The following is a 23,891-nucleotide window of genomic DNA, read 5'->3' on the forward strand; positions in this document are numbered from 1 at the left end:
TCCTTATACCAGTTATATTGTCTCCAAAATCTGCTGCAGATTAATAATAGGCCTAGGCAATGCAGCCTGCTTATCCAAGGTATAGTGGAGCAATTCTTTTCTCAAATGATAGGCTGATGAAAAAACATTTTGAAATTTAATCAGTTCATTTGAGGCGGACAGCAAAACCTTCGCCAGAACCGGATCCGAACGAACCTCCTCTTTAGCATACGCCAGCTCAATCGCATGGTACAGCTTGAGACACTCCTTATCCATAATCTCTTCCCCTTTACTGCAAAATAACTTCTGCCATTTTTCACGTTTGTACTATTAAAATAATACAGCCGTTTAGTTACAGTTGCAATACAATTCCTTTTCTTTTTTATCAAATTTTCACCTAAAATCTCTATATAAAAAACTTTCAACAAAGCATACAGCCAAAATTGCTGAAAGCGTTGTTGAAAGTTTGGTAATCATCATTAAATCATTTTATGAATTTGATTTCTTTGCTGGAGATACCCTGAAAAGCCAGTCCGCCTCTGGTTCAAATCCAAATTACAAATTAATCCCCGCTTTTTCCGTTTCTCTTTGTAAGCGCCCAACTTGCAGCTATCACTAGCAGAACAAAGGCTAGGATTACCAGAATAAGAGCTGGAGCGCCCGCATTACCTAACTGTCCTAAAACCCAGCCTGGAATTAAATAATCAGTATCTGCAAATGTTGAAGCAGCCATCTGCAGACTTCCTAATAAAGGAAGAATTGCCAAAGGAAGCCAGCTCAGCAACAAACTGTTAAATGCTGCACCTAAAACAGCTCCTCTGCGTCCTCCTGCAGCATTACCATAAATTCCTGCTGCAGCACCGCAAAAGAAGTGACCGACAACACCAGGAATAATGACCGTTGTTCTAAGAGCAATCATGATAAACATTGAGAGTGTCCCTACAAAGAAACTAACAAAGAAGCCAATCAAAACCGCATTAGGAGCATATGAAAAAATAATAGGAACATCAAGTGCTGGTTTAGAGTTTGGCACCCACTTTTGTGCAATTCCCTGAAAAGCTGGGACAATCTCTGCTAAAACCATCCGTACCCCTTGCAAAACAACCACAAAACCGGCTGTGAATGTACCAGCTTGAATCAATGCAAATACAATAGCATTGGTCCCATCACTCAGATGATTTTCGACGTAAGCAGGGCCGCAAGCCAAGGCAAGAGCAATATAAACAAGGCTCATCAGCAGCATAATTGAAATTGTTGAGTCACGTAAAAAACCAAAAGCTTTAGGAATAGTAATATCTTCTGTTGATTTTGACTTATCTCCAAGCATTCTTCCAATCCAGCCTGAAAATGCGTAGCCAATATTACCAGTATGGCCCATGGCTACCTTATCGTTGCCAGTAATTTCTCTCATAAAGGGCTGACATAAAGCTGGTGTTACAGTCAGAAGTGTTCCTTCGAAAAGCCCCCCCAGAAGAACGGTTATTAAGTCTGTTTTAAATCCAGAACTAAGAAGAACGACAGCTGTGATACAAGAGACATAAAGCATAGCTTGTCCGGTTAAAAAGATATATTTGAAGCGGGTAAAGCGTGCCAAAAGGATATTGACAAGCATTCCAACCAGCATAATCAAGGCAGTTAATGTCCCATATTCTTCTAGAGCAAGAGCAACGACAGCTTCATTGCTCGGCACTACCCCTTGTGTTCCTAAAGCATTCTGAAACATATCAGCAAAAGGAGCCAAAGAATTACTGATAATTGCTGCACCTCCGGTCAAGACCAAAAAACCAACTAAAGTTTTAACCGTTCCTGCTATAATTTCTGAAGTTTTCTTTTTTTGTGAAATCAGGCCAATGAGCGCAATTAAAGCAATAAGTATCGCTGGCTGACTAACCACTGAAACGAATAAGTTCAAAATACTTCCCATCATATCTTACCTCTGCTTCTATTTCTTTTAATTATGAGAAATCCCGTTTTTGTCCAACACGTCAATTACCTTTTCTTTAATTTCATCAGCGTCAATAATGGAATCTAAAGCAACAATTTTATCTTCTGATAAACTCATCAAGGCTGGAACCAGTGTTTTTTCTGCAAAAAAATAATCTGCCATTTCCTCGCTGACGGAACCAGAATCTGTGTGATCCACAGAGAAATCCGCTAAATTAACTTTAAGTTCCTGAAGCGCATTTTGAATATTCATTTCAACCATAAAGCTGGTCCCTAAACCACTTTGACATACTGCTACAAATTTCATAATATTCCTCCTCATAAGATACAAAAGCCATTTGAAAATCCGTATGAAAATAGGAGCTGGCAAATGATGCTGGCATCACGCTGACAGGCATGCTCACAGAAGCAGCCACACTCGTATGTCAGCCTGTAGCTTCCTACGATTGCGTCTCTTTTTCACTAGAATTTTAGGCCGTGTTCAGTTCCAATAAGATACAAAGACCGTTTAAAAATCCGTATGAAAATAGGGGATGGCAAGTGATGCCTAAGCATCACGATGACAGCCATCTTTTTCACTAGGATTTTAGGCCGTGTTCAGTTCCAATTAAGATACAAAGCCCGTCAAAAACGCAAAAGGAAAATAGACGGTAAGTCCGAAATCTTTGATTTCGCAGACGCACCCCTGTCAGGACGACTAGAAGGGTGCGGTCGGCTGCTAAGACGACAAAGCCTTCGGACGGCTACGGCTGGCTAAAACTTAAGTCTGCACTAGGTCGTACAGGTTCCTTTTTCCCGCAGCGTTTAGGGCGTGTTCAGGTCCGACAAGATATAAAGACCGCAAAAACAGCAAAGCAAAGAAACGGTAAGCCAGTAATCTCTGATTTCGTCTGCACACCTCTGCCAGAACAGCTCAAAGTATTACCTTCTAAGCCTTTTTATAAGTGATGCAGGACCAAAACACAGTAGCCTAGTGGCATTTTATCTGCTTTTTAAACTTTAAAATACCTGCTGGGCCTGCGGAGGCGGGACGGCGAACACTATCGAAAAACGTTTTGCCTTGCTCCCAGATGGCTTGTTATAGCCATCCGTCTGTTAGAGTACAGTTAGACACTAGCTAATATCCTGTTTACCTTGCTCAAATCTTCGGCCTGTTATCAATTTTCTCTAATTATATTTGTTATGTCTTCCACAGTATCAGCTGTCATAATAGCTGTCAGTTTTTTCTTGTCAGACAGAATTTTTGTCAAACTTGACAGGGCCTGTAGATGAGCTGTATTATCATTAGCCGCTAAACAGACAAATAAGCGGATTTCTCGTTCAGGATCATCAAGTAGATAAACCGGTTGTTCCAATAGAAGCATGGCCAGACCCAGTTCTTTCACCCCCTCTTCCGGTCTGGCATGAGGCAAAGCGATTTCTTCACCTATATGGATAAAAGGACCAAATTCCTTAACTTTATTTATCATCGCCTCAATATAAGAATCGGTGATTTTCCCTTTGGTCAGCAACGGCTGGGCTGATAACCGAATCGCTTCCTCCCATGTCAGTTTTTCCTGACTGATTTGTATGTAGTCTTGAGTCAATAATTCTGATAACATCACATCACTCCTTTTAACAAGATACAAAGGCCGTTAAGAACGCAAAAGGAAAATAGGAGACTAACCGCTGAGTCATTAAAGACTCAAGGGAAATCTATCTTTTTCCCGCAGCGTTTAGGCCGTGTTCAATTCATCAAGATACAAAGGCCGTTAAGAACGCAAAAGGAAAATAGGAGACTAACCGCTGAATCATTAAAGACTCAAGGGAAATCTATCTTTTTCCCGCAGCGTTCAGGCCGTGTTCAATTCATAAGATACAAAGCCCGTTAAGAACGCAAAGGAAAAATAGGAGCCTGACCGCCGAGTCACTAAAGACTCAAGGGAGGGCTATCTTTTTTACACAGCGTTTAGGGCATGTTCAGTTCCAACAAGATACAAAGCCCGTTAAAAACGCAAAAGGAAAATAAGAAACTGGACGAAGAGCGCGAGGCTCTAGGACAGGTTATACTCACAGAGCAGCCGAGTTCATAAGTCCCTGATACTTCCTACGATTGCGTTTTTTTCAAGCTTTCAGACCATTTTCATTAATTTATCAATTTATCGGCTTCCTAGTAGCTTTATCAACTACTGTCGTTATAGCCCGCGGCTTTATTTAATTTATTATTATTCATTTAAAATCGACCTTAATTCATTTTCATTTAGTATCAATAAATCTTCTAAAAAATCTTTCGACGCTAAACGGCGAATAAAGTGGGCAAAAGCTTGTTTTTCTGCTGAAGTTAAATTATCTTTTGCTGTCATCGCAATAATCAAAGAGATATCAGAAATCGTTTCAGACCAGTCCTTAATTGGTTTTTGCAGCCTTAAAATAATAAAACTATTATCAGCTTTGCCAGAAATAAAATGGGGAAAAACAACCTGCTCTGCTATTTGGATATTCCCTTTGCTTTCTCTTGAGCGGAATTTAGATAAAATATCTGCTTCAGCCAACTCTGTTTTCTGGTTAATTTTTTCGGCTAAAAATTGGTAAACAGCATCTTTGGAAAGCAGATTCTGATTAAGGTAAATCTCATAAAAATTATCTGCCATATTTCATCCTTTCAACTTGCTGATTAATACGGTGCTTATCATCTTCTGTCATAATAGCACTGACTAAGACGCTGTCAATTCCAAAATCTTCCTCTATTGCTATACTTGTTATCAGCAATTCAGCCTCTGGGTAATTATCTTTAAGCTGATAAAGATCATCATATGAAATGACATTTTCAACCTTTAAATCAGAAAAAGTGCGCTCAATCTTTGACCGTAATAGCTCTGAAGTACCAATACCTGAGGTACAGACGATTAAAGTAGAGATAGGCTCATACTGAATTTCCTTAAACCTGACAAAATAAAGCGTAATAAACCCCACCTCATCTGGATTAATCTTGGGAAACCCATATTTTTGGCTGACAGCATCAGATACTTTGGCAACCTGATTAAAAACTGCTGCGTAGCTGGTTTGGATCTGGCCCAGCATTTTATTTTTGATTCGAATTTTATTATCCAGTCTTCTCAGCATGGGAGCGATATGATTGGCTAAATCAATAAACAAAAGCGAATCTTCTTTTATTTCTCCTTGTTCCGTCATTCCCATATGTTTAAAATAATAGTGCGTTACTTCAACCACACGTTTGGAAAAGTCAGGCTTGCTATCATTCTGCGTTTGAAAACGGGAGGAGATTAAATATTGGTAAAGATAGACAATTTCTTTTCGACTAACTTTCCTGTTGCTGTATTTTTCAATGTCAGCAATCACACGCCTGCTTTCTGCTAATACGGCTTGGTTAGAACAATGTCTTAACAAGTCTTTTTCAGAATAAGATTCAGGTTTAACTTTTTGGATACGGTCAAGCAAAATATACAAATGTGAAAAAATATTAACATTATATGGGTAAGGAATGGTAACTTCTAGATTATTTTCAATGATTTTTAGCTGCTTTGAAACAAAAAGTGCCACCTGATAATTGATAGCATAATCATCTTTCAAATAGCTGAGATGATCGATATCAATTGTTTTAAAAGTTGTCACTAAATCTGCAATAGCTCTTCGCAAATCAAACTCTTTTCCGTCTATGTAAAGAGCTCGATTCTTACTGATAATACTCAAGTGGTAATTCTTAAGTATTTTTTGAATTTCAGTTTTATCTTTTTGAATGACATGTTCACTGACAAAATAATCCTGACATAAATCGTAAATCAGCTGAGATTGGGGAGAACTTAGCAACAGACGTTCTAAAATCTGCTTTTGCCGCTCTTTAGGAGACAGTTCCTCATCAAGTAAATGGCTGCGATGCTGATGTTTTAAATAGACATCACCATTTAACCTGAAGCCCTTTCCTTTTTCTGACAAAATTAAGCTCTCTTTTACATAATCCTGATTAATTTCTTTAATCAAGCGATAGACTGTCTTTTGAGAGAGCCCCAGTTCATCAGAAAGTTTCTTTGCCGTAACAAAACTGTTTTTATTAGCTAAACAGCTAATGATTTTTTCAATATTTTTTTCTTTTATCATTTTTATTCCCATCCATATTTTTATTGTAAGCCTTTTCTCCCTGTTTGATTTATAAAGGATTGACCACTGTAGCAGTCAGTTTTATCTGAGCGATAGTAAAAAAACTTTCAACAAAGCATACAGCCAAAATTGCTGAAAGCGTTGTTGAAAGTTTGGTAATGGAAAGGAAAATCAGAGTGTTTGATAGAGTTTAGCAGCATTTTCTGCAGTGAAACCGTAGGCTTCAAAGATACGGGCGCCTGGTGCTGAAGCCCCCCAAGTGTCAATTGTCAAGGTCTTGCCTTGGAGACCGACATATTTGCCCCAGCCAAAGCTTGAACCGGCTTCAATGGCTAAACGCTTAGTAACCGTCTTAGGCAGAACAGCTTCTTGGTAAGCTTCAGATTGTTCATCAAAGATATTTTGTGCCGGCATTGAAACAACACGGACATGGATGCCTTTATCTGCCAAAACGTCCTGTGTATCCAGTGCTAGCTTGACTTCAGATCCTGTTGCAATAAGGATGCCATCAAGGTCCCCTTTAGCTTCCGAAAGAATGTAGGCTCCTTTGCTGACCCCCTCTTTAGCCAACTCTTTTGTACCTTTTAGAACCGGAAGATTCTGACGGGTCAAAACCAGCATAGTCGGACGGTCTGTCTCTGCAAGCGCCTGCTGCCAAGCAGCATTGGTCTCATTGCCGTCGGCAGGGCGGATAACATTTAAGTTAGGCATCGACCGAACACTGGCCAGCTGTTCAACGGGTTCATGAGTTGGGCCATCCTCGCCTACGGCAATAGAATCATGTGTCATCACATAGACAGTTGGCAGTTTCTGCAAGGCAGCCATTCGGACAGCCGGAAGCAGATAGTTAGAAAAGACAAAGAAGGTGCCGCCGTAAACACGGGTACCGCCATGCAGAGCAATACCATTCATGGCTGCTGCCATAGCGAATTCGCGAACCCCAAACCAAATGTTGCGGCCGGCATAATTATCTGACTGAAAATCAGATTCAGCTTTAACCATGGTATTGTTCGAAGCTGATAGGTCAGCGGAACCGCCCCAAAATGACGGAATCTGCTCCGAAATCTGCTGAATAGCCTGCTGGCTGGATACCCGGCTGGCAAGGCTGCTGTCCAGTTCATGCGGCTGAAGTTCAACAGCCAGAGGTTCTTCAGCAAAGGCTGCTTGATATTGAGCCGCCAAGTCCGGATATTGAGCTTGGTATTCACGGAATTTAGTCGTCCAAGCATTTTCAGCTGCCTGACCGCGGAATTTAATACCTGCCTCAAAACGTTTAGCCACTTCTTCAGGTACCGCAAATTCTGGATAATCCCAGTCATAAGCCTGTTTGGCATAGGCAACACCCTCTGAACCGAGAGGCGCTCCATGAACGGCAGATGTTCCCTGTTTTTCGGCACCAAAACCGATAATCGTCTTAACTTCTACGATAGAAGGTCTATCTGTTTCCGCTTTCGCAGCTTCGATCGCTTCTGCAATGGCTTCTAAGTCATTGCCATCTTCAACAAGAATGTGCTGCCAGCCATAAGCCTCAAACCTGCCCTTAACATCTTCTGTAAAAGCTTTCGAAGTCGGACCGTCCAGTGAAATATCATTCGAATCATACAGGAGAATCAGCTTGCCAAGCTTAAGGTGGCCAGCTAAACTAGCCGCTTCCTGACTGACTCCTTCCATCAGGCAGCCATCCCCGCTGAGGGCATAAGTATAATGGTCAACAATATCAAAACCTGGTTTATTAAATGTTGCTGCTAAATGAGCTTCTGCCATAGCCATTCCCACAGCATTGGCAATTCCCTGCCCCAAAGGGCCAGTTGTCGCTTCTACGCCGTCGGTATGGGTCACTTCCGGATGCCCTGGTGTCTTGGACCCCCACTGACGAAAAGCTTTTAAGTCTTCTACGCTCACATCATAGCCAGCCAGATGCAGCAGGCTGTATAATAAAGCAGATCCATGACCAGCCGACAGAACAAAACGGTCGCGATTGGACCAAGAACGCCCTGTCTTGGGATTGACCCGTAAAAATTTATTCCACAGCACATAGGCCATCGGAGCTGCTCCCATCGGCAGCCCCGGATGCCCTGAATTCGCAGCCTGAATAGCATCAATAGAAAGCGTGCGAATAGTATTAACCGCTAAATTATCAATAGAATCAAATGTCATCCAAACCCTCCTCAAAAAAAAGATACAAAGGCCGTTAAGAACGCAAAAGGAAAATAGGGGACTGGCTGACGAATCGTCAGATTCTAAGTCAGGCCATCTTTTTCCCGCAGCGTTTAGGGCGTGTTCAGTTCCAACAAGATACAAAGGCCGTTAAAAGCTCACAGCAAAAATAGGAGACTGGACGAAGAGCCACGAGGCTCTAGGACAGGCGATACTCACAGAGCAGCCACATTCGTACGTCAGCCTATGGCTTCCTACGATCGCGTCTCTTTTCACTAGGATTTTAGGACCTGTTTCATCCATTATGCTGTCTCTTTTATTATAGCATAAAAGCACTGCTATACGATAGCTCTAAAGTATAGTTTATACCCTATCGCTTTAAACTGTCTGTTAATTATTTTTGAAGGTTTCCCAATCTTTAAGGAATGTCTCAATCCCCGCTGCTGTTAAAGGATGCTGGGTTAATTTTGTAAAGAGTCCGTCTGGTATAGTAGCAATATGAGCACCTAGTTTAGCCACTTTTTCAACATGAGTGCTGTTTCTGATGCTGGCAGCAATAATTTCTGTTGTAAAACCATAAAGGTCAATAATCTGTCTGAGATCGGCAATAAGCCGGTAAGCATCTGTTCCAATATCTTCAAGTCGGCCGATAAAAGGACTGATAAACGTTGCACCGGCTTTCATAGCCATCAAGCCTTGTGAAACGGTAAAAATTAAGGTGACATTGGTTTTTATTCCCTCTTTTGATAGAATATTAACAGCTTTTAAGCCTTCTTCAGTCATTGGAATTTTAATCACAATATTATCAGCCCATTTAGCTATAACCCGGGCTTCTTCTACCATTTCCGATGCTGTCAGTCCTGTAACTTCTGCACTGACCGGACCTGAGATGAGTGAACAGATTTCTTTGATAACCGTTTCAAAATCCCGGCCTTCACGTGAAATAATAGTAGGATTTGTGGTTACACCATCTGCTATACCTAACTCACTAATTCGTTTAATAGCTTCAACATTTGCTGTGTCTAGAAAAAATTTCATTGTTTTCCTCCTTTTCAAAAAGATACAAAGGCCGGCCGTGAAGAACGCAAAAGGAAAATAGGAGACTGACCGCTGAGTCATTAAAGACTCAAGGGAAGTCTATCTTTTTCCCGCAGCGTTTAGGCCGTGTTCAGTTCCAATAAGATACAAAGGCCGTTAAGAACGCAAAAGGAAAATAGGCGGTAAGTCCGAAATCTTTGATTTCGCAGACGCACCCCTGTCAGGATGACTAGAAGGGGGCGGTCGGCTGTTAAGACGACAAAGCCTTCAGACATCTACGGCTGGCGGTAAACCAGAAATCTCTGATTTCACAGGCAGCACCTCCTGTCAGGACGGCTAAAGCCTCTAACTGTATTTGGATTACTCTTTGCTTCCCTGTGTTTAGGACCTGCCTTATTGCTGTTACTTTTTATTATAGGCTGAAATGCCAAGAATGCCGCGTATAAAACTGTCCTTTGTAAAGGACAGTTTTATACGCGGTCTTTTACGCAGAGAGGCTGGCTGACAGCGGTAATATCAGCATTCGGAAAGTAACTGTTTTAAGAGCTGGTAAAGCTCTGCTTCGCTGCTGACCTGATAATACTCAAAACCGGATGCCTGGCCGTCTTCTGCAGTCTTATGGCGTTTGTTCAGCCAGATGGCCTGCCAGCCTGCACGGCTGGCTCCTATAATATCATTAACAAAGTGGTCACCGATATAATAATAATCAGTCGTTAGCTGTCTGACATTCTTTTTAGCTAAATCAAAGATTTCCCGCTGCGGTTTAGCGATCTTAACCTGCGCGGAAATCCATATATTCTCAGGCCTTACCCATTTGGTCAAACCCAACTGGTTAATTTTGGCTTCCTGATGTTTTGAGGGACCGTTTGTAATCAGCCCCAACTCATGCCCGCTTTTCCGGCAAAAGTCAAGAATAGCAGCCATTTGATCCGATAATTTAATTGTTTTTTGAAAGTTTTCATAACTCTCTTGAAAGGCTAATGCTTCGTCGGAAGTGATTTCTTTTCCAAAAGCCTGCAGCGCCTTTTGAATCCGGTAAATTTTCATCGCATCTGCCGACATAGCCCCGCTTTCTGACAGATCAAAAACTTGGTCACTAAGCTTACGGCTGTATTTGAAAAGTTCTTCAATATTCAGGTTTTGATCAGGAAAATGCTGTATATAAGCTTGCTCAAAAGGCTGAAGCTGGTCATATAAAGTATCATCAACATCAAAGAAAAGGGCTGCCACTTTCTTAACCTCCTAAGTACGATGCTTTCAGCGGCTGCTGCGCTTGTAGAAAGCCGCCGCTTCTGCTTATAGTCCTATTTAGAAAGATTTTTGATACGGCTGGTTACTCCCTTCAAATTGTAACATTCAGCGTAATCACGAATCGGACGTTTAATATGGTCAATCACATAGCGCTGACCGTCAATATCGTGGGCGGACAGATTAGCATACATCTTTTCAATTTCTGCCTTAACAGCCTCATCGTTGAATGTATAATGCCCAGCAATATCGAGGATTTCAGCCTGCAGCTCTTCATTGCCGGCTTCCAGAATTTGTGCAACCGTTAAATCTTTCTGGTCGCCTACCATCCACTTTCTCCAGCGTTCACTCTTGATAGCGTGCAAGAGCAAAACTTCACGCACATTAGATTTTTCAGCAATCAGACCATATTCCTGAAGCTTTCCTTCAACCGCGGCTAGGTTTAAGTAAGCCCGTGTTTCTTCTGTTCCGTACTGAGGGGCTACATTTGTTGCGGTCACATGAGCAGGAATATGTTCCAAGAGGGTGACATCATCAAGGTAATCGCCGTTATGCTCCTTCAGACCGACACCGTATTTCTTAGCCATTTGTGCTAAATCAACTGCATTTTTGAAATTAAAGTTTCCGACCTGTTCTGTTTTACGGGTCAGTGTTCCTGTTTGACCAACAATAAAGGTTGGCATAGGCAGGCCGCGTTTCCCCAGTTCTTCCTGCAGGCGTAAAATAAAGGTTTCATAAGTTTCGGTTGAAGTCAGGCCGCCATTGGTTTCTTCTGTCCCTACTTCATAGCCGATCTCCGGCAGATTGCGGCTTTTACGCTCTTTTTCACAGAATTCAATCAAATCTACCGTCCGCTCCAGAACAGTGTCTAAAGGAATAACTTTGCCAACTTCAAAAGGATCTTTGGTCGGATCAATCATCAGCAAATCAAATCCCGCTTCAATATCAGCCAAATAGGATTTTTTCCCAAGCTCCATGGCTTCCTCTGTCGGCAGATGATCATTGCGTTCCTTGTCACGTTGCCAAGGGCCGCCATGATCACGGCATAAATAATACAAATTATCATAGTTGATACTGTTAGCTACTTCTTCAACAGCGGCAGCAAAAGTAAACTGGTTCCAACCGTTGACATAGCCTCCCCCAAGCTCATCAGCATCAACTTGATTGCGGCTGGCGATAAACATGACTGGATAATCGTCTTCCTGCGAGAGTTCCAAGGTTGCCTGCACACAGTTTTTCGACATCGGACCGATCCCCAAAATAGTCGCACTGTCACCTGTTTCCTGTAATTTCAATAACCCTTCTACAGTTTGTTTAATAGATAGTTTAGTCATCCTTTCCTCCTCACTATAATACAAAGACCGTTAAAAACGCAAAAGGAAAATAGACGGTAAGTCCGAAATCTGTAATTTTGCAGACACACCCCTGCCAAGATGACTGGAAGGGCATGGTCGGCTGTCAAGACGACAAAGCCCTCAGTCATCTACGGCTGGCTAAGCCTTGTAACAGAACCTCAAATGATAGGTTCTCTTACTCTCCCATTTTCAAGTTCGGGCTGCCTGTATACTCCCGCAGCGTTTAGGCCGTATTCACTTCAAATATATTTGTCCTCGTCGTTAAGCACCCATTTTAGCTATTCTCTGCCGCTGCTTCTTCTAAATTTGGTTTAGTGAAATGAAGAATAGCAACTGATACTAATGTTCCAATCAGCATAGCAATCACATACCACAGTTTGCCGTTAACAACCGGCAGAATAATGAGGCCTCCATGCGGCACCAAAGCTTCAACACCATTTGCCATACCCAAAGCACCGCCGACAGCACTTCCGATAATGATAGCCGGCAAAACACGCTTCATATCCTTAATTGCAAAAGGAATTGCTCCCTCAGTGATACCAATCAATCCCATGAATAAAGCAGAGATCCCTAAATCACGGTCTTCTGTACTGTACTTTCTGCGGTCAATCAGGGTTGAAATAGCCATAGCCAAAGGCGGGATAGCCACAGCAATCCGGTGAGCTCCGTTAGGAGAATAAACGCCTTCTGCCATCAAGGCCAGAGTAAAGGCAGTAGCAGTCTTATTGATAGGACCGCCCATATCCACAGCAGTCATTGCTCCGATAATCAAACCAAGAATAATGGCACTGCCCCCCTGCATGCTGCTTAAGGTAGCTACCAGCCAATCCATCGCAAGGCCGATCGGAACAGAAATTACATAAATATAAATCATTCCGATAACAAAAGTAGTGATCACCGGCACAATCAAAATGGGCATAATCGTTCTGATAGTTGGCGGCACTTTCCAGGTTTTACACCATTTAACAAAATAACCGCAGGCTACCCCCATCAGCATAGCTCCTAAAAAGCCAGTCTGCACTTGACCTGAACCGATCGGGTTATTAGCCACATAGCCTAAAATCATGGCAGGGGCCAAACCTGGTTTACCGGCTATAGAATAAGCAATATAACCTGACAAAATCGGAATCATCATCGCAAAACCGGCACTTCCCAAATCATTAAGATTCTGCATGAATTGGTTGGAAATTTCCATACCGGAATCACCGGCATTACCTGTACCAAGAGCAATGGCTAAAAAGATACCTCCGACAACTACTGTCGGCAGCATATAAGAAACACCTGTATTAAATGCCTTCTGCAAGTCTTTCCAAATCTTATTTTCTTTTTTCATAGTCAATTACCTACAATCTTCTCTGCTTCATCAATAAATTTCGCTGGATCCTTGATAACTTCGCTAGGGTCAGCATTTAAAACTCGATTAGCCTCCCTTTTCTCGTCAAAGCGGTCTTCTCCTTCAATTTCAACAGCAATAGCCAAAATGACCGCATCTGCTGTATCAATAACATCTTGTTCCAGTTCATTTTCAATTCCCATACCGCCTTGGGTCTCTACTTGATACTCATAACCACGTTTTTTACATTCTTTTTCAATAGCTTCCTGCGCCATATAAGTATGGGCAATTCCTGTCGGACAAGCTGTAACTGCAACAATTTTCATCTCTTCCTCCTTTAAACAAGATACAAAGCCCGTTAAGAACGCAAAGTAAAAATAGGAGCCTGACCGCCGAGTCACTAAAGACTCAAGGGAGGGCTATCTTTTTTACACAGCGTTTAGGGCATGTTCAGTTCCAATAAGATACAAAGGCCGTTTAAAAATCCGTATGAAAATAGGGGATGGCAAGTGATACCTAAGCATCACAATGATAGCCATCTTTTTCACTAGGATTTTAGGCCGTGTTCAGTTCCAATAAGATACAAAGGCCGTTTAAAAATCCGTATGAAAATAGGGGATGGCAAGTGATGCCTAAGCATCACAATGACAGCCATCTTTTTCACTAGGATTTTAGGGCGTGTTCAGTTCCAATAAGATACAAAGCCCGTGTCAAATCCGTATGAATTGGCTTACAGCAAGCCGGCTTCGCTGGAAATTCGAACCTTCTGTTTGTTTATAACTCAACAGCGTTCAGCTGTGCAAAAGCGGCATCTACGGTGCTTTGTTCTAATAGTTTTTGCCGGAACTCTTCATCCAGCAGTTTTTTGCTCAGTTCTGAAATAAATTTCAGATGGAGCTTGCCTTCGCTTTGTTCCGGTACACCGATCAGAAAAACCAAACGAACCATATCTTCATTCTTCCCGCTCCATTTCACGTCATCTTTCAGCCGCAAAAAAGCGATAAAAGGCGAAAGCACTGTGTCTGATTTCCCATGAGGGATAGCAACACTGTAACCAATAGCAGTGGGCACTTCTTTTTCCCGCTCTTTTACTTTGGTGAAGAAGTCATCTGCATCTTCGATATAGTCTGCGCTCTGCGCCTTATCCACAAGATAATGGATAATAGCATTCTGATCTGTCAAATCACTGTCTAAAAAAATCAAATCTTTGGAAATAACGTTTTTGTTTTCTGTCAATCTATTCACCTCCTACTGCCTGATATAATTCTTTGACTGTCTTTGAAAATCTTATTTTTTTCAAAAGCTCCGGCTCATCAATTAAATGATAAATATCAGCCAGAAGCCCTCTGGTTTCTCCCGTGTCTTTACTGGCGATACAGATAATAAAAATCAAATCAACATAATAGCGCTGCCATTTTATCTTCTTTTGGTTTTTAATAACCACGACATAAGTTTCATTGACATTTTGGGGATAACCGTGAGGTACAGCTACACCCTGAGGCAGATCCGTGCCGCCGATTTTTTCTCTTTGATGCAGATTGTCAATAAAGGACTCGGTCACGATATCTGCCTGAAGCATCCGCTGACCGATTTGATCGAGCACCTCTTTTTTTGATGAAAATGAGGTATCTACAAAAATCAGACGGTCAGACAGTCTTTTTTTCAAATAAGCCAGACTGGGCGGCGCTGCTGACTGAGCAATCCCGCTCGGAATGTAGCCGGCTTCCTTAATCGCCTCAATATCTTTCTGGGTTAAAAAAGGCGATACTCTGACGACATGCTCAGCAGCAATGTCAATGTCGACAGTTGAAATAATTAAATCAAAATCAGCCAGGTCAAGATGTGCCAATTCTTCAACCGAAGAAATCTCGATAGAATCAAATGAAGGAATGTTATTCTTAATTCTGTTAAGCAGCAATTCTGATGTGGCAATTCCCATTTCACAGACTATCAAAATTTTTTTGGTCATCTTAACCCGTTCAAATGCTGCCTGAAAATAAATGGTTAAAAAGGCAATCTCATCTTCGTTAAAGGAGATGCCGATCTGATCTTCATAGCGGCTGAGAACCAGCCAAATCGTATTGAAAGTCAGTGAAAATTCAATTTTAACTTGTTCTGTAAAAGGATTTTCAATGGTATTTTTGCTTTTCAGACGGTAAATCATAGCCGAAATATGCTGGCTCAGCTGCTGAACCAGCTGCCGATCCTGATCAAAATTAACATTTAAAGCATGCGAAATTTGCTCAATAATTTCTGAAACCAGGTCTTTATTAACTAAATCGGTATTTATTTTTTCAAAACGGTTGGAAATTAACTGTTTGGATAAATACCTGACATCTGCATTGCTATAGGAAAACTGCAGTCTTAAAGATGCTTTATGAAGAAGCTTAACCGCACTTTCTCGGTAAAATGAGGTCTGATTATCCAAAATGTAATCCTGGTCCGCCTGAAGATGGTGCCCATTAAGCAGGCGATAAAGCAAAATAATAAAAATACTTAAGACATTTTGTACATAATAATCTGAGATGGCATTGATATTCTCCCGGACATAAGAGTAAAGAATGCTTGTAGCGACTTTTACCACTTTTTTACCGTAGTATTTTTCCAAACACAAAATCTTCTTTTGTACCGAATCATTTAGATAAAGGTCTGAATTACTGATAATATAGCGGTTAAACTGCAGATATGCTTTTTGTATGTCGTTTTCGCTGCCAACAATTTGAGTTCCGTGACTGTCTTTTTGCAGTTTTATATTCGAATTAACATTCAAAATCTTCATGATGACTTCAAAATCGCGCGTAATGGACGTCTTACTGACAAAAAATTCTTCAGATAAAGAACTAAAGCTGACCCTTTCTTCATCAAATAAAAGCTTACGCATAATCTCTGTCCGTCTGGTAACAATATCAGAGATATCCAGTTCCAAAGATGTCTCTTTGACAGACAGCGGCTCTTTTAAATTGCGGATCGCTATGCCCACACCGCGGCGCCTTTCAAAGTACTGGCCTGACTGCTGAATGTGCTTTTCAATTTTCTCTAAATCTGAAAAAACCGTTCGCTGTGAAACACCGCATACTTTTGCAAGCTGAGCAGCCGTGATAAAATCACTTCGGCTCTCCAAAATATCAAGAACTTGTTTTTGTCTTTGCGTTAACAACATACAGCCCCCCTTTCTCTTTAACTTGTATCCCGAATACGCTTTCATTATAATATACTTTTCATTTTTTGAGTATCACAACTTCCTTCAACAACTTTTTTCAGGCTTTGTTCCTGCAGTCTGTCTCTCAGATTGTTTTGTGAGGTAAAATAAAAAACTATCACATGCGATGGGATACACCAAATTCTTAGATCGGTTTAGGAACATAAAATTTCTACCATATTAAGTTCAACCTCTTACAGCAAAAAGATTCACAACCTTATTTTAAGCCTGTAAGCAGAGTGTATTAAAGAGGTAATTAAACTCCACCTTAAATATTATAATAATATCAAAACAGCCTCATTGCTCATCCAGTGACAATCCTCTATAATTGAGGCAGGAGGTGGTCGATATGGCTAACGAAAGCCAAAAAGATTTTAATGCCATGCTGCATGACAGTAAAGATATGCCCAAATTTCAAACAATCACCGATTTAAAAAGCATTGCTAAATACGGCGGCAACAGAATGTACTTTGCACCGCCGATTGATTATGACACTGTCATGAAACAAATACCTTACGGGAAAGTTACAACTGTCGGTGCTATCAGAGAGTATTTCGCTAAGCTGAACAAGGCTGATTTTACAGAACCCATTACTGCAGGTATATTTGTCTCAATAGCAGCCTGGGCCAGCCATCAGCGCTCAGCAGAGCCAACACCGTACTGGCGGACTTTAAAAGCTAATGGTGAATTAAATCCCAAATATCCAAACGGGGCTGCCGCCCAAAAAGAAAAACTGGAAGCCGAGGGGCATACCATTATCCAAAAAGGACGAACCAATATCAGGTATTTTGTCAAAAACTATGAACAGGCTCTCTTTGACCTGAGCCAGCTAAAATAATGAGACAGAGAAAAGAGGCTGGGACAAAAAGTCCCTGCCTCCTTTTACTTTTTTAACATATGAGTTTGCCGCAGCAGCTGATTGGAGGTGGGACGACACAAGCGAAATTGTCATTTTATGACAATTTACCGTTTTTTCTCCCAGCCTTTTTTATTTCTCAGGATTCAGGATCCTCCATGCTTCTGCCATGCAAACCCTTTTTCCGCTGAATTTGCTTAAGCTTTTCAGGTGTCACATCATTTCCCGCCTCATCAACAACTTTGATTCCCTCAATATGGTGACGGACAGAACGGCGGTAGCCTTCAATATATTCCTTACGAAGCTGAGCCTGCTCCACTTTTTCAGCTCCGCTCAGCCCTTCTTTCTTCTTTTTTCGCGCAAGCTCATTAATACGTTCAATTTTTTTAGGATCCATAACCCCCTCCAACAAGATACAAAGACCGTTTAAAAATCCGTATGAAAATGGCGGTAAGCCAGAAATCTCTGATTTCACAGGCAGCACCCCTGCCAAGATGACTAGAAGGGTGCGGTCGTCTGTCAAGACGGCAAAGCCTTCAGTCAGCTACGGCTAGGGTCGTTTAACAAGATGCTTGCATCACGCTGGCAGGCATACTCACAGAGCAGCCGCACTCGTACGTCAGCTTGCGCTTCCTACGATTGCGTCTCTTTTTCACTAGGATTTTAGGCCGTGTTTTGCTCAAAAAGTTTTATTTCGTATTTAATTGACTGAAATCCGCAACTTGCTTCGCTTTATCTGTTAAAGCCCTAAGCAAAGCCAGACGATTGTTTTTGACAGCTTGATCATCGACCATGACCATTGTCTGGTCAAAAAAGGCATCAATCAGCGGGCTTAAGGCAAAAAGATGAGAGAGATTTTCAGCTGCATCTGCTCCCAGCTGCAGGTCTGAAACTGCATCAAAAAGCCGAGCTTCCTCCTGATTTTCAAAAAGAGCTGGATCAGGTGAAACGGACAAATCCGCTTTTTCAGCCAGATTAAAGACACGCGCCAAACTTTCAACCGCTGTTTTGTAACCTTCCCCCTGTGCAGCCTCTGTCAAAGCCGCGGCTGCTGCAAACATTTGCGGAATCAAAAGGGTGCTTCCTGAAAGAACTGCCTCTCTGATATCCTTTGGAACCCTTGCTGCCATCATTTTTTCGACTCGAGCCAGGAGGAAATTCAGAACCTCATCCTTTTTACTGTAGGTAAAGTTATCAAATGAGAACTGATAGAGGCTAGTTAAGAGCTCATCCAGAGGAATAGCCCAGCCAAAGGCAGTGAGGATACGGACAATCCCCTGAGCCGCCCGCCGCAGGGCATAAGGATCGTTTGATCCGCTCGGAATCAAACCAACAGAGAAGAAACTGAGCAAGGTATCCAATTTATCTGCAAGAGCCAAGACCGCACCAAGCTTGGACTGCGGCAGCTCGCCATCTGCGCCGGAGGGCAGGTAGTGTTCGCGGATAGCTTCAGCAACAGCTTCATCTTCACCAGCCAGAAGAGCATACTTCTCACCCATAATGCCCTGCAGTTCATCAAATTCTCCCACCATTCCGGTCAGCAGGTCAAACTTGTAAATCGAAGCCGCCCGTTCAAGCTGGGCTGTTTCATCTGCTGTTAAGCCAGCTTTAGCCGCAAGATAAGCAGCGATCCTCTTGGTCCGTTCCATATGTTCAGCCAGAGAACCGATTTTTTCATGAAAGGTCACTTGACTTAATTTTGCTGCTAAATCTTCAATATTAAGCTTTTGGTCCTCACGCCAGAAAAATTCTCCGTCTTCTAAGCGGGCAACCAATACTTTTTCATTGCCTTTGATGACATTATCGATATACTGAGCGTTGCCGTTGCGGACTGAGATAAAATTCGGAAGCAGTTTTCCTTCTTGGTCACGGACCACAAAATAACGCTGATGATTTTTCATCGATGTTACCAGAACTTCTTCCGGTATATCCAAATATTTAGGGGCAAAGCTGCCCATAAATGCAGTAGGATATTCCACAAGATTCAGCACCTCATTCAGCAAATCCTGATCAATTTCAACATGAATGTTATGCTCTTTTTCCAGAGCTTTAATCTGGTCTACAATCATCTGTTCACGCTCAGCTGCATCTGCAATAACGAACTGGCGGCGCAGATTTTCCTCATAAGTATCAGCTCCGTCAATAATGGTCTCGCTTCCTAAAAAACGATGGCCGCGGCTGGTTCGCCCCGAATGGATATCCAAAAACTCTAGGTCCAGTGCCTCATCTCCCAAAAGAACAGTCAGCGTGTGAACCGGCCGAATATATTCAAACGTATTGCTGCCCCAGTGCATGCTGACGGGAAAGGTCAGATTTTTCAGCACCGATGTTACCTCCTGCAGCACATCGGCTGCAGGCCGGCCAGGTTCATGCTTCGTCACATAGGCATATTCTTCTCCTTTAACCGTACGAAAGTCAATAGCATCCACTGTCAGGCCTTTCCCGCGGACAAATCCCTGTGCTGCTTTTGTAAACTGGCCTTCAGCATCCAAAGCAATCTTTTTAGACGGTCCTTTAAAACTTTCTGTCAAATCCGTCTGCCGGTCTGCTAAATCCCGGACACGGACTGCTAAACGGCGCGGCGTGGAGAACGTTTCAATACTGGTAAAGGTCAGACGGTTGTCTTCCAAAAACTTTTTTATACTGCCCCCCAGCTGTTCCATCGCCGGTGTCACAACATAGGCAGGCATCTCTTCGAGACCGAGTTCAATAAGTAAATGTTTAGCCATTATTTCCTCCCAATTCACATACAGCTCTGTTAGTTAGTCTTTTTCTTCTGCCAGCAAACGGGCTCTGGCAGCCTCATCGAGCAGAGGGTAACCCAAAGATTTACGCTCTGCGACAAACGTTTTGGCCACAAGACGGGCCAGACTGCGTATTCTGGCAATATAGCCGGCACGTTCTGTCACCGACACCGCCCCGCGGGCGTCAAGCAGATTAAAGATATGGGAACACTTGAGCACATAATCGTAGGCAGGGTGCACCAAACCAACCTGCAGAGCGATTCCCGCTTCTTTTTCAAATTGTTCAAAACTATCCAGCAGCATATCTTGGCTGCTGAGTTCAAAGCTGTATTTTGAATGTTCATACTCGGGCTGCAGGAAGATTTCTCCGTACTTAACGCCCGGTGCCCATTCGATATCATAGACAGAATCCACCTCCTGGATATAAGAAGCCAATCGCTCAAGTCCGTAAGTGATTTCGGCCGTTACTGGACCGGTCTCCAGACCTCCAACCTGCTGAAAATAGGTAAACTGGGTAATCTCCATACCGTCCAGCCACACTTCCCAGCCAAGTCCGGCCGATCCTGTTGAAGGGTTTTCCCAATTATCTTCAACAAAACGGATATCATGCTCAAGTGGTTTAATTCCCAAAACTTCAAGGGAATCCAGATAACGTTCCTGAATATTGGCAGGACTTGGCTTCATTACAACCTGAAACTGATGGTGCTGGTAAAGACGGTTAGGATTTTCTCCATAGCGGCCGTCTGCCGGACGGCGGCTGGGTTCTACATAAGCCGCATTCCAAGGTTCAGGACCGATAGCACGCAAAAAAGTATAAGGACTCATGGTTCCCGCGCCTTTTTCCGTATCATAGGCCTGCATCAGCATACAGCCTTGATCATTCCAATACTGCTGCAAACTCAAAATAATCTCTTGAAAGGTACGTTTTTTAGACATGTGTTCTCCTCTTCTAATCCGGACAGGCTTCCTCTTGCTTTTTGCCCCTAGGCAGAATGAAGCAGCTAACCCGGCACAGACAGCATACAAAAAACCGCTCCTGTCCCCTCATGCTGCTGCACAGGGGCGTCAAGACGCGGTTCCACCCTATTTTATGACTTCATTGACTATAATAAAGATAACCGAAAGCGCCGACTGCTTATACCGAAATCTTCTGGCTTGCACCGGTCCCAGAATCGCTGCCGAGCGGCATAAGAAGCTTCTTTCTTAGCTAAGATTATAACAAAATACTGGCCAGCTGTCCAGCTTCAAAAAAAACGACCGCTCAAATCTTATCATAATCCTCTAAATGATCGGACAGGACGGTCTCAATGGCCTTGCGGCCTGCTCCCTTTATCGCCTTGTCCAGCTGACCGCCTAATGCCTCTATCTCACTCTTGGCCTGCAGCGCCCGCGCATCTATCTTCTCATCATAATCGCTAACCAAACTGCGCCGTTCCGCCTTTAAAGACGGTGCCAGCAAAGACTTAACCGCCTCCCATTCTAAAGACTTGCGAATGGCCTTAATCTCCTCTTCGCTCTTGCCTGTCAAGGCACTCGTTACTGCATTGACAATATCCATCGCCTAACTCTCCTCCTCTTCTTCACGGTACAAAGCGTTTTTCTGAGCATAAAGGGACTCGATCTTATCCTCCTGCTTGCGGTGCTCCTTTTGATAGGTTTCGATCAAATCAGCCTCTTCATCCCCTAAAATCTGCCGCCGGTAAAGGAATTCATGGTCTGTAACCCCGGCATATTCCTCAAGCAGGCGGCGAAATTCTTGAACCCCCTCACCGTCCGGATAGGACGGACTGTAGGCTAAGCCTCCAAATTCCTCATACAAGGTCCGTAATTTAAAGTGCCGTTCCTCTAAATCATTAATCCGCTCATCCATTGCAGCCTGATCTTTCTTGTGCTGGCGCTCCATATCCAGTAAAGCGTTATCCTCTTTCAAAAGCTCTGCCTGCAGAGCTGCCGCTTTGGCGTCTATTTCTTTTTGTTTGTTCTTATCTATTTTTGCCATGATGCTATCTCTCCTGCTAAACTGCTGTCCGCCTCCAGTGCTGCTTCTGTTCCGGCCTGAACATCAGCCTCCAAATCGCTAAAAACTGTTTCTGCCGTCTCCATATTTTTGACCTTCTTGTCAAAATGCCTCTCGGTCTTGCCGACCATCGACTCATAAGTCACCCCAGCCTCCGCATAGGCTGCCTGAACCTCTTCAGCTGTCAGCTCTGTCACAAACCAGGGGATTTCTTTGACTTTTTGATAAAGCTCCTCAGCCTTAGAAGACGCCTCATCACGGTAGGCTTTAACATCTTCTGCCGCCAGGCTGGCAGCCTGATGGATTCCTGAGGTGATAATCATGGACTGCTCACTGTCCAAAAAGAAGGTCTCCTGACTGTCCAGACCGCCGCCGCTGGCCATCAGACGCTTTTTCAGCTGGTAATAACCCGTCATCAGCTGATCAACCTGAACAAGCACCATGGCTTGTTCGGCATTCAGGGTTTTTATCGCTCCGTCTTCTGTCAGCTCATAGCCGTAAGTCATGTGCTGGGCTGCCATCCCCTCTGCCTTGCGGCTGTCCACATAAAAGACCTGACCGACTGCCTCGGCACTCCCCTTGTCAATCCGGCGGCCCACCATACTGATCCAGTCCCTGGGATCAACATAATTCTGAATCCGTCCCTTGATCTGGTCCACATTGTTTTTCTGCTGCTTGGTCATCAGACCGTAGATATTGGGAGCATTGTAGAGATAGGCTCCCTCAATCCTGCTGAGATAGGCTGCCGGCAGGTCCGCTATCGCATACTGGCCCTGCATAGAGCCCAGCGAATGCGCATATAGCTTGAACTGGGCATTGGGATAGAGGGCCATCAGCTCCTTTAAATCCTTGGCCGCCGTTTGAAGCTGGGCGGTGGCATGATCATAGTCTTTCGAATAGTTGGGATGGTTTTGGCCCCAGATACGCAAGCCAATCAGAACATCGTTTTCAATCCAGTCATTCCAGACATCAGCCCCCTGCATAAAAACCTTGTCCGGTGAAGTAGAACCGCGAAAGAGCACCGTCACCTCTTCAACCGCTTCCGGATTGCCGGTCACCTCAGCTTCAGTCGGTACCACCGCATAAATCTGCTCTCCAGCACCAGTTTCATTGTCATAAACTTTGGAGACATAGCCGACAGTTCTGTCGTATTGGTCTGTTACTTCGCTTCCTTTAGTCATACGTTTATTATATTCCGTCATTGCTGTCTGCAGGTTCTCTTCATTAACGTATTTTTTAACCATAAATTATTTATCCTTTTTTAATAAAGCATTAAATTCAACCGATATAATGTGGTAAGCTGAACTATAAGTTCCATCTCCATTATCCATTAAATTGAAGCTCACAAAAGCATCTTTGTTGTTGTTTACAAAAATATCAATGATAAGTCCACCCATCGGATTGTATTCCAGACTGTCTCTGTCAATTTCATAAGACTGGATAATTCCATTTTCGGTAAAGGCTTGAGGCTCTCTCTTTTTAATAAAATCCACATAAACCTTTCTCGCTTCCTTACTGGTCGCTATCTCAATCATTTTTTGCTTTTCGTGGTGCTGGTACACAGCGAAACCTCCTAATCCTATACTAATAAGGGCAGCGATACTGAACAGTATGCGCTTAACTTTCTTTTTTTTAGGCATCTATCTGCCTCCTTTAACAAAGATACAAAGGCCGTGAAAAACGCAAAGAGAAAATAGGAAGCCGGCGCTAGGTTGCCAAACCTTAGACGGCTTATCTTTGTCCCGCAGCGTTTAGGCCGTGTTCACTTTATGCTATCAGGTAAAGCAACCCCTGTTATTCCCTTACATTATAGCATAAACTGCTCTGTTTTAAAACACTGTATCGAATTTCCAGAACTATATTCTCTTGTTATAAACCTTGGAAACATAGCCGACGGTGTCGTCATATTGAGTCCATACAGGAGCC

General features: G+C 43.0%; 22 protein-coding genes. 1 reads left to right on the forward strand and 21 read right to left on the reverse strand.

Going from position 1 to position 23,891, the window contains the following annotated elements; genetic code table 11:
* Nucleotides 1–12 precede the first annotated feature (12 nt).
* From DDV21_RS09325 to DDV21_RS09395, 14 genes are all read right to left on the reverse strand, one after another.
* Nucleotides 13–255 carry a bacteriocin immunity family protein gene (locus DDV21_RS09325; RefSeq protein WP_116879009.1) on the reverse strand — a complete coding sequence of 81 codons (243 nt, stop codon included), beginning with the start codon at nucleotides 253–255 and terminating at the stop codon, nucleotides 13–15.
* Nucleotides 256–541: 286 nt separating this feature from the next.
* Complete coding sequence (locus DDV21_RS09330) at nucleotides 542–1,903, reverse strand: PTS ascorbate transporter subunit IIC (protein ID WP_116879020.1); 1,362 nt, start codon at nucleotides 1,901–1,903, stop codon at nucleotides 542–544.
* Between the two features lie 27 nt (nucleotides 1,904–1,930).
* Nucleotides 1,931–2,230 carry a PTS sugar transporter subunit IIB gene (locus DDV21_RS09335; RefSeq protein WP_116879008.1) on the reverse strand — a complete coding sequence of 100 codons (300 nt, stop codon included), beginning with the start codon at nucleotides 2,228–2,230 and terminating at the stop codon, nucleotides 1,931–1,933.
* Between the two features lie 850 nt (nucleotides 2,231–3,080).
* On the reverse strand, nucleotides 3,081–3,524 hold the full coding sequence (locus DDV21_RS09345) for a PTS sugar transporter subunit IIA (protein WP_117287791.1): 444 nt from the start codon (nucleotides 3,522–3,524) through the stop codon (nucleotides 3,081–3,083).
* A 603-nt stretch (nucleotides 3,525–4,127) separates the two neighbouring features.
* A complete protein-coding gene (locus tag DDV21_RS09350) occupies nucleotides 4,128–4,553 on the reverse strand; it encodes a PTS sugar transporter subunit IIA (protein ID WP_116878929.1) in 426 nt (141 codons plus the stop codon).
* Entirely contained in the window at nucleotides 4,543–6,018 is a 1,476-nt protein-coding gene (locus DDV21_RS09355; RefSeq protein WP_162886307.1) for a BglG family transcription antiterminator, read from the reverse strand. The genes DDV21_RS09350 and DDV21_RS09355 overlap by 11 nt, the downstream gene beginning before the upstream one ends.
* Nucleotides 6,019–6,189: 171 nt before the next feature.
* Nucleotides 6,190–8,175, reverse strand: coding sequence for a transketolase (gene tkt, locus DDV21_RS09360; RefSeq protein WP_116878931.1), 1,986 nt, complete (start codon nucleotides 8,173–8,175; stop codon nucleotides 6,190–6,192).
* Nucleotides 8,176–8,565: 390 nt separating this feature from the next.
* Nucleotides 8,566–9,213, reverse strand: a complete 648-nt coding sequence (gene fsa, locus DDV21_RS09365) for a fructose-6-phosphate aldolase (protein ID WP_116878932.1) — start codon at nucleotides 9,211–9,213, stop codon at nucleotides 8,566–8,568.
* 516 nt (nucleotides 9,214–9,729) lie between these two features.
* Nucleotides 9,730–10,443, reverse strand: a complete 714-nt coding sequence (locus tag DDV21_RS09370; RefSeq protein ID WP_116878933.1) for an HAD family hydrolase — start codon at nucleotides 10,441–10,443, stop codon at nucleotides 9,730–9,732.
* Nucleotides 10,444–10,517: 74 nt separating this feature from the next.
* Nucleotides 10,518–11,795 (reverse strand): class II D-tagatose-bisphosphate aldolase non-catalytic subunit, encoded by a 1,278-nt coding sequence (locus DDV21_RS09375; protein WP_116878934.1) that lies wholly within the window; start codon nucleotides 11,793–11,795, stop codon nucleotides 10,518–10,520.
* Nucleotides 11,796–12,090: 295 nt separating this feature from the next.
* Nucleotides 12,091–13,149 carry a PTS fructose transporter subunit IIC gene (locus DDV21_RS09380; protein WP_116878935.1) on the reverse strand — a complete coding sequence of 353 codons (1,059 nt, stop codon included), beginning with the start codon at nucleotides 13,147–13,149 and terminating at the stop codon, nucleotides 12,091–12,093.
* A gap of 2 nt (nucleotides 13,150–13,151) precedes the next feature.
* Nucleotides 13,152–13,475 (reverse strand): PTS fructose transporter subunit IIB, encoded by a 324-nt coding sequence (locus tag DDV21_RS09385; RefSeq protein WP_116878936.1) that lies wholly within the window; start codon nucleotides 13,473–13,475, stop codon nucleotides 13,152–13,154.
* Between the two features lie 448 nt (nucleotides 13,476–13,923).
* The gene (locus DDV21_RS09390) at nucleotides 13,924–14,394 is read right to left on the reverse strand and encodes a PTS sugar transporter subunit IIA (RefSeq protein ID WP_310590872.1); all 471 of its coding nucleotides are present in this window, start codon (nucleotides 14,392–14,394) and stop codon (nucleotides 13,924–13,926) included.
* Complete coding sequence (locus DDV21_RS09395) at nucleotides 14,387–16,309, reverse strand: BglG family transcription antiterminator (protein WP_241964668.1); 1,923 nt, start codon at nucleotides 16,307–16,309, stop codon at nucleotides 14,387–14,389. Before DDV21_RS09395 ends, DDV21_RS09390 begins: the two co-directional genes overlap by 8 nt.
* 388 nt (nucleotides 16,310–16,697) lie before the next feature.
* On the opposite strand from DDV21_RS09395, the gene DDV21_RS09400 reads away from it, so the two are divergent.
* Entirely contained in the window at nucleotides 16,698–17,186 is a 489-nt protein-coding gene (locus DDV21_RS09400; RefSeq protein WP_116878938.1) for an MGMT family protein, read from the forward strand.
* Between the two features lie 157 nt (nucleotides 17,187–17,343).
* Here DDV21_RS09400 and DDV21_RS09405 read toward each other — a convergent pair whose 3' ends face one another.
* The 7 genes from DDV21_RS09405 to DDV21_RS09440 form a co-directional block, all read right to left on the reverse strand.
* On the reverse strand, nucleotides 17,344–17,601 hold the full coding sequence (locus DDV21_RS09405) for a DUF896 family protein (RefSeq protein WP_116878939.1): 258 nt from the start codon (nucleotides 17,599–17,601) through the stop codon (nucleotides 17,344–17,346).
* 292 nt (nucleotides 17,602–17,893) lie between these two features.
* On the reverse strand, nucleotides 17,894–19,933 hold the full coding sequence (gene glyS / locus DDV21_RS09410; protein ID WP_116878940.1) for a glycine--tRNA ligase subunit beta: 2,040 nt from the start codon (nucleotides 19,931–19,933) through the stop codon (nucleotides 17,894–17,896).
* 33 nt (nucleotides 19,934–19,966) lie between these two features.
* Complete coding sequence (glyQ, locus tag DDV21_RS09415) at nucleotides 19,967–20,884, reverse strand: glycine--tRNA ligase subunit alpha (RefSeq protein ID WP_116878941.1); 918 nt, start codon at nucleotides 20,882–20,884, stop codon at nucleotides 19,967–19,969.
* Nucleotides 20,885–21,209: 325 nt separating this feature from the next.
* Nucleotides 21,210–21,506, reverse strand: a complete 297-nt coding sequence (locus DDV21_RS09425; protein WP_116879184.1) for a hypothetical protein — start codon at nucleotides 21,504–21,506, stop codon at nucleotides 21,210–21,212.
* 3 nt (nucleotides 21,507–21,509) lie between these two features.
* The gene (locus DDV21_RS09430) at nucleotides 21,510–21,947 is read right to left on the reverse strand and encodes a hypothetical protein (RefSeq protein WP_116879185.1); all 438 of its coding nucleotides are present in this window, start codon (nucleotides 21,945–21,947) and stop codon (nucleotides 21,510–21,512) included.
* A complete protein-coding gene (locus DDV21_RS09435; RefSeq protein WP_117287792.1) occupies nucleotides 21,935–23,209 on the reverse strand; it encodes an Mbeg1-like protein in 1,275 nt (424 codons plus the stop codon). The genes DDV21_RS09430 and DDV21_RS09435 overlap by 13 nt, the downstream gene beginning before the upstream one ends.
* Before the next feature lie 3 nt (nucleotides 23,210–23,212).
* Nucleotides 23,213–23,605, reverse strand: coding sequence for a DUF1310 family protein (locus DDV21_RS09440; RefSeq protein WP_117287793.1), 393 nt, complete (start codon nucleotides 23,603–23,605; stop codon nucleotides 23,213–23,215).
* Nucleotides 23,606–23,891: the final 286 nt, after the last annotated feature.

The organism is Streptococcus chenjunshii (assembly GCF_003086355.1).
Classification (GTDB): domain Bacteria; phylum Bacillota; class Bacilli; order Lactobacillales; family Streptococcaceae; genus Streptococcus; species Streptococcus chenjunshii.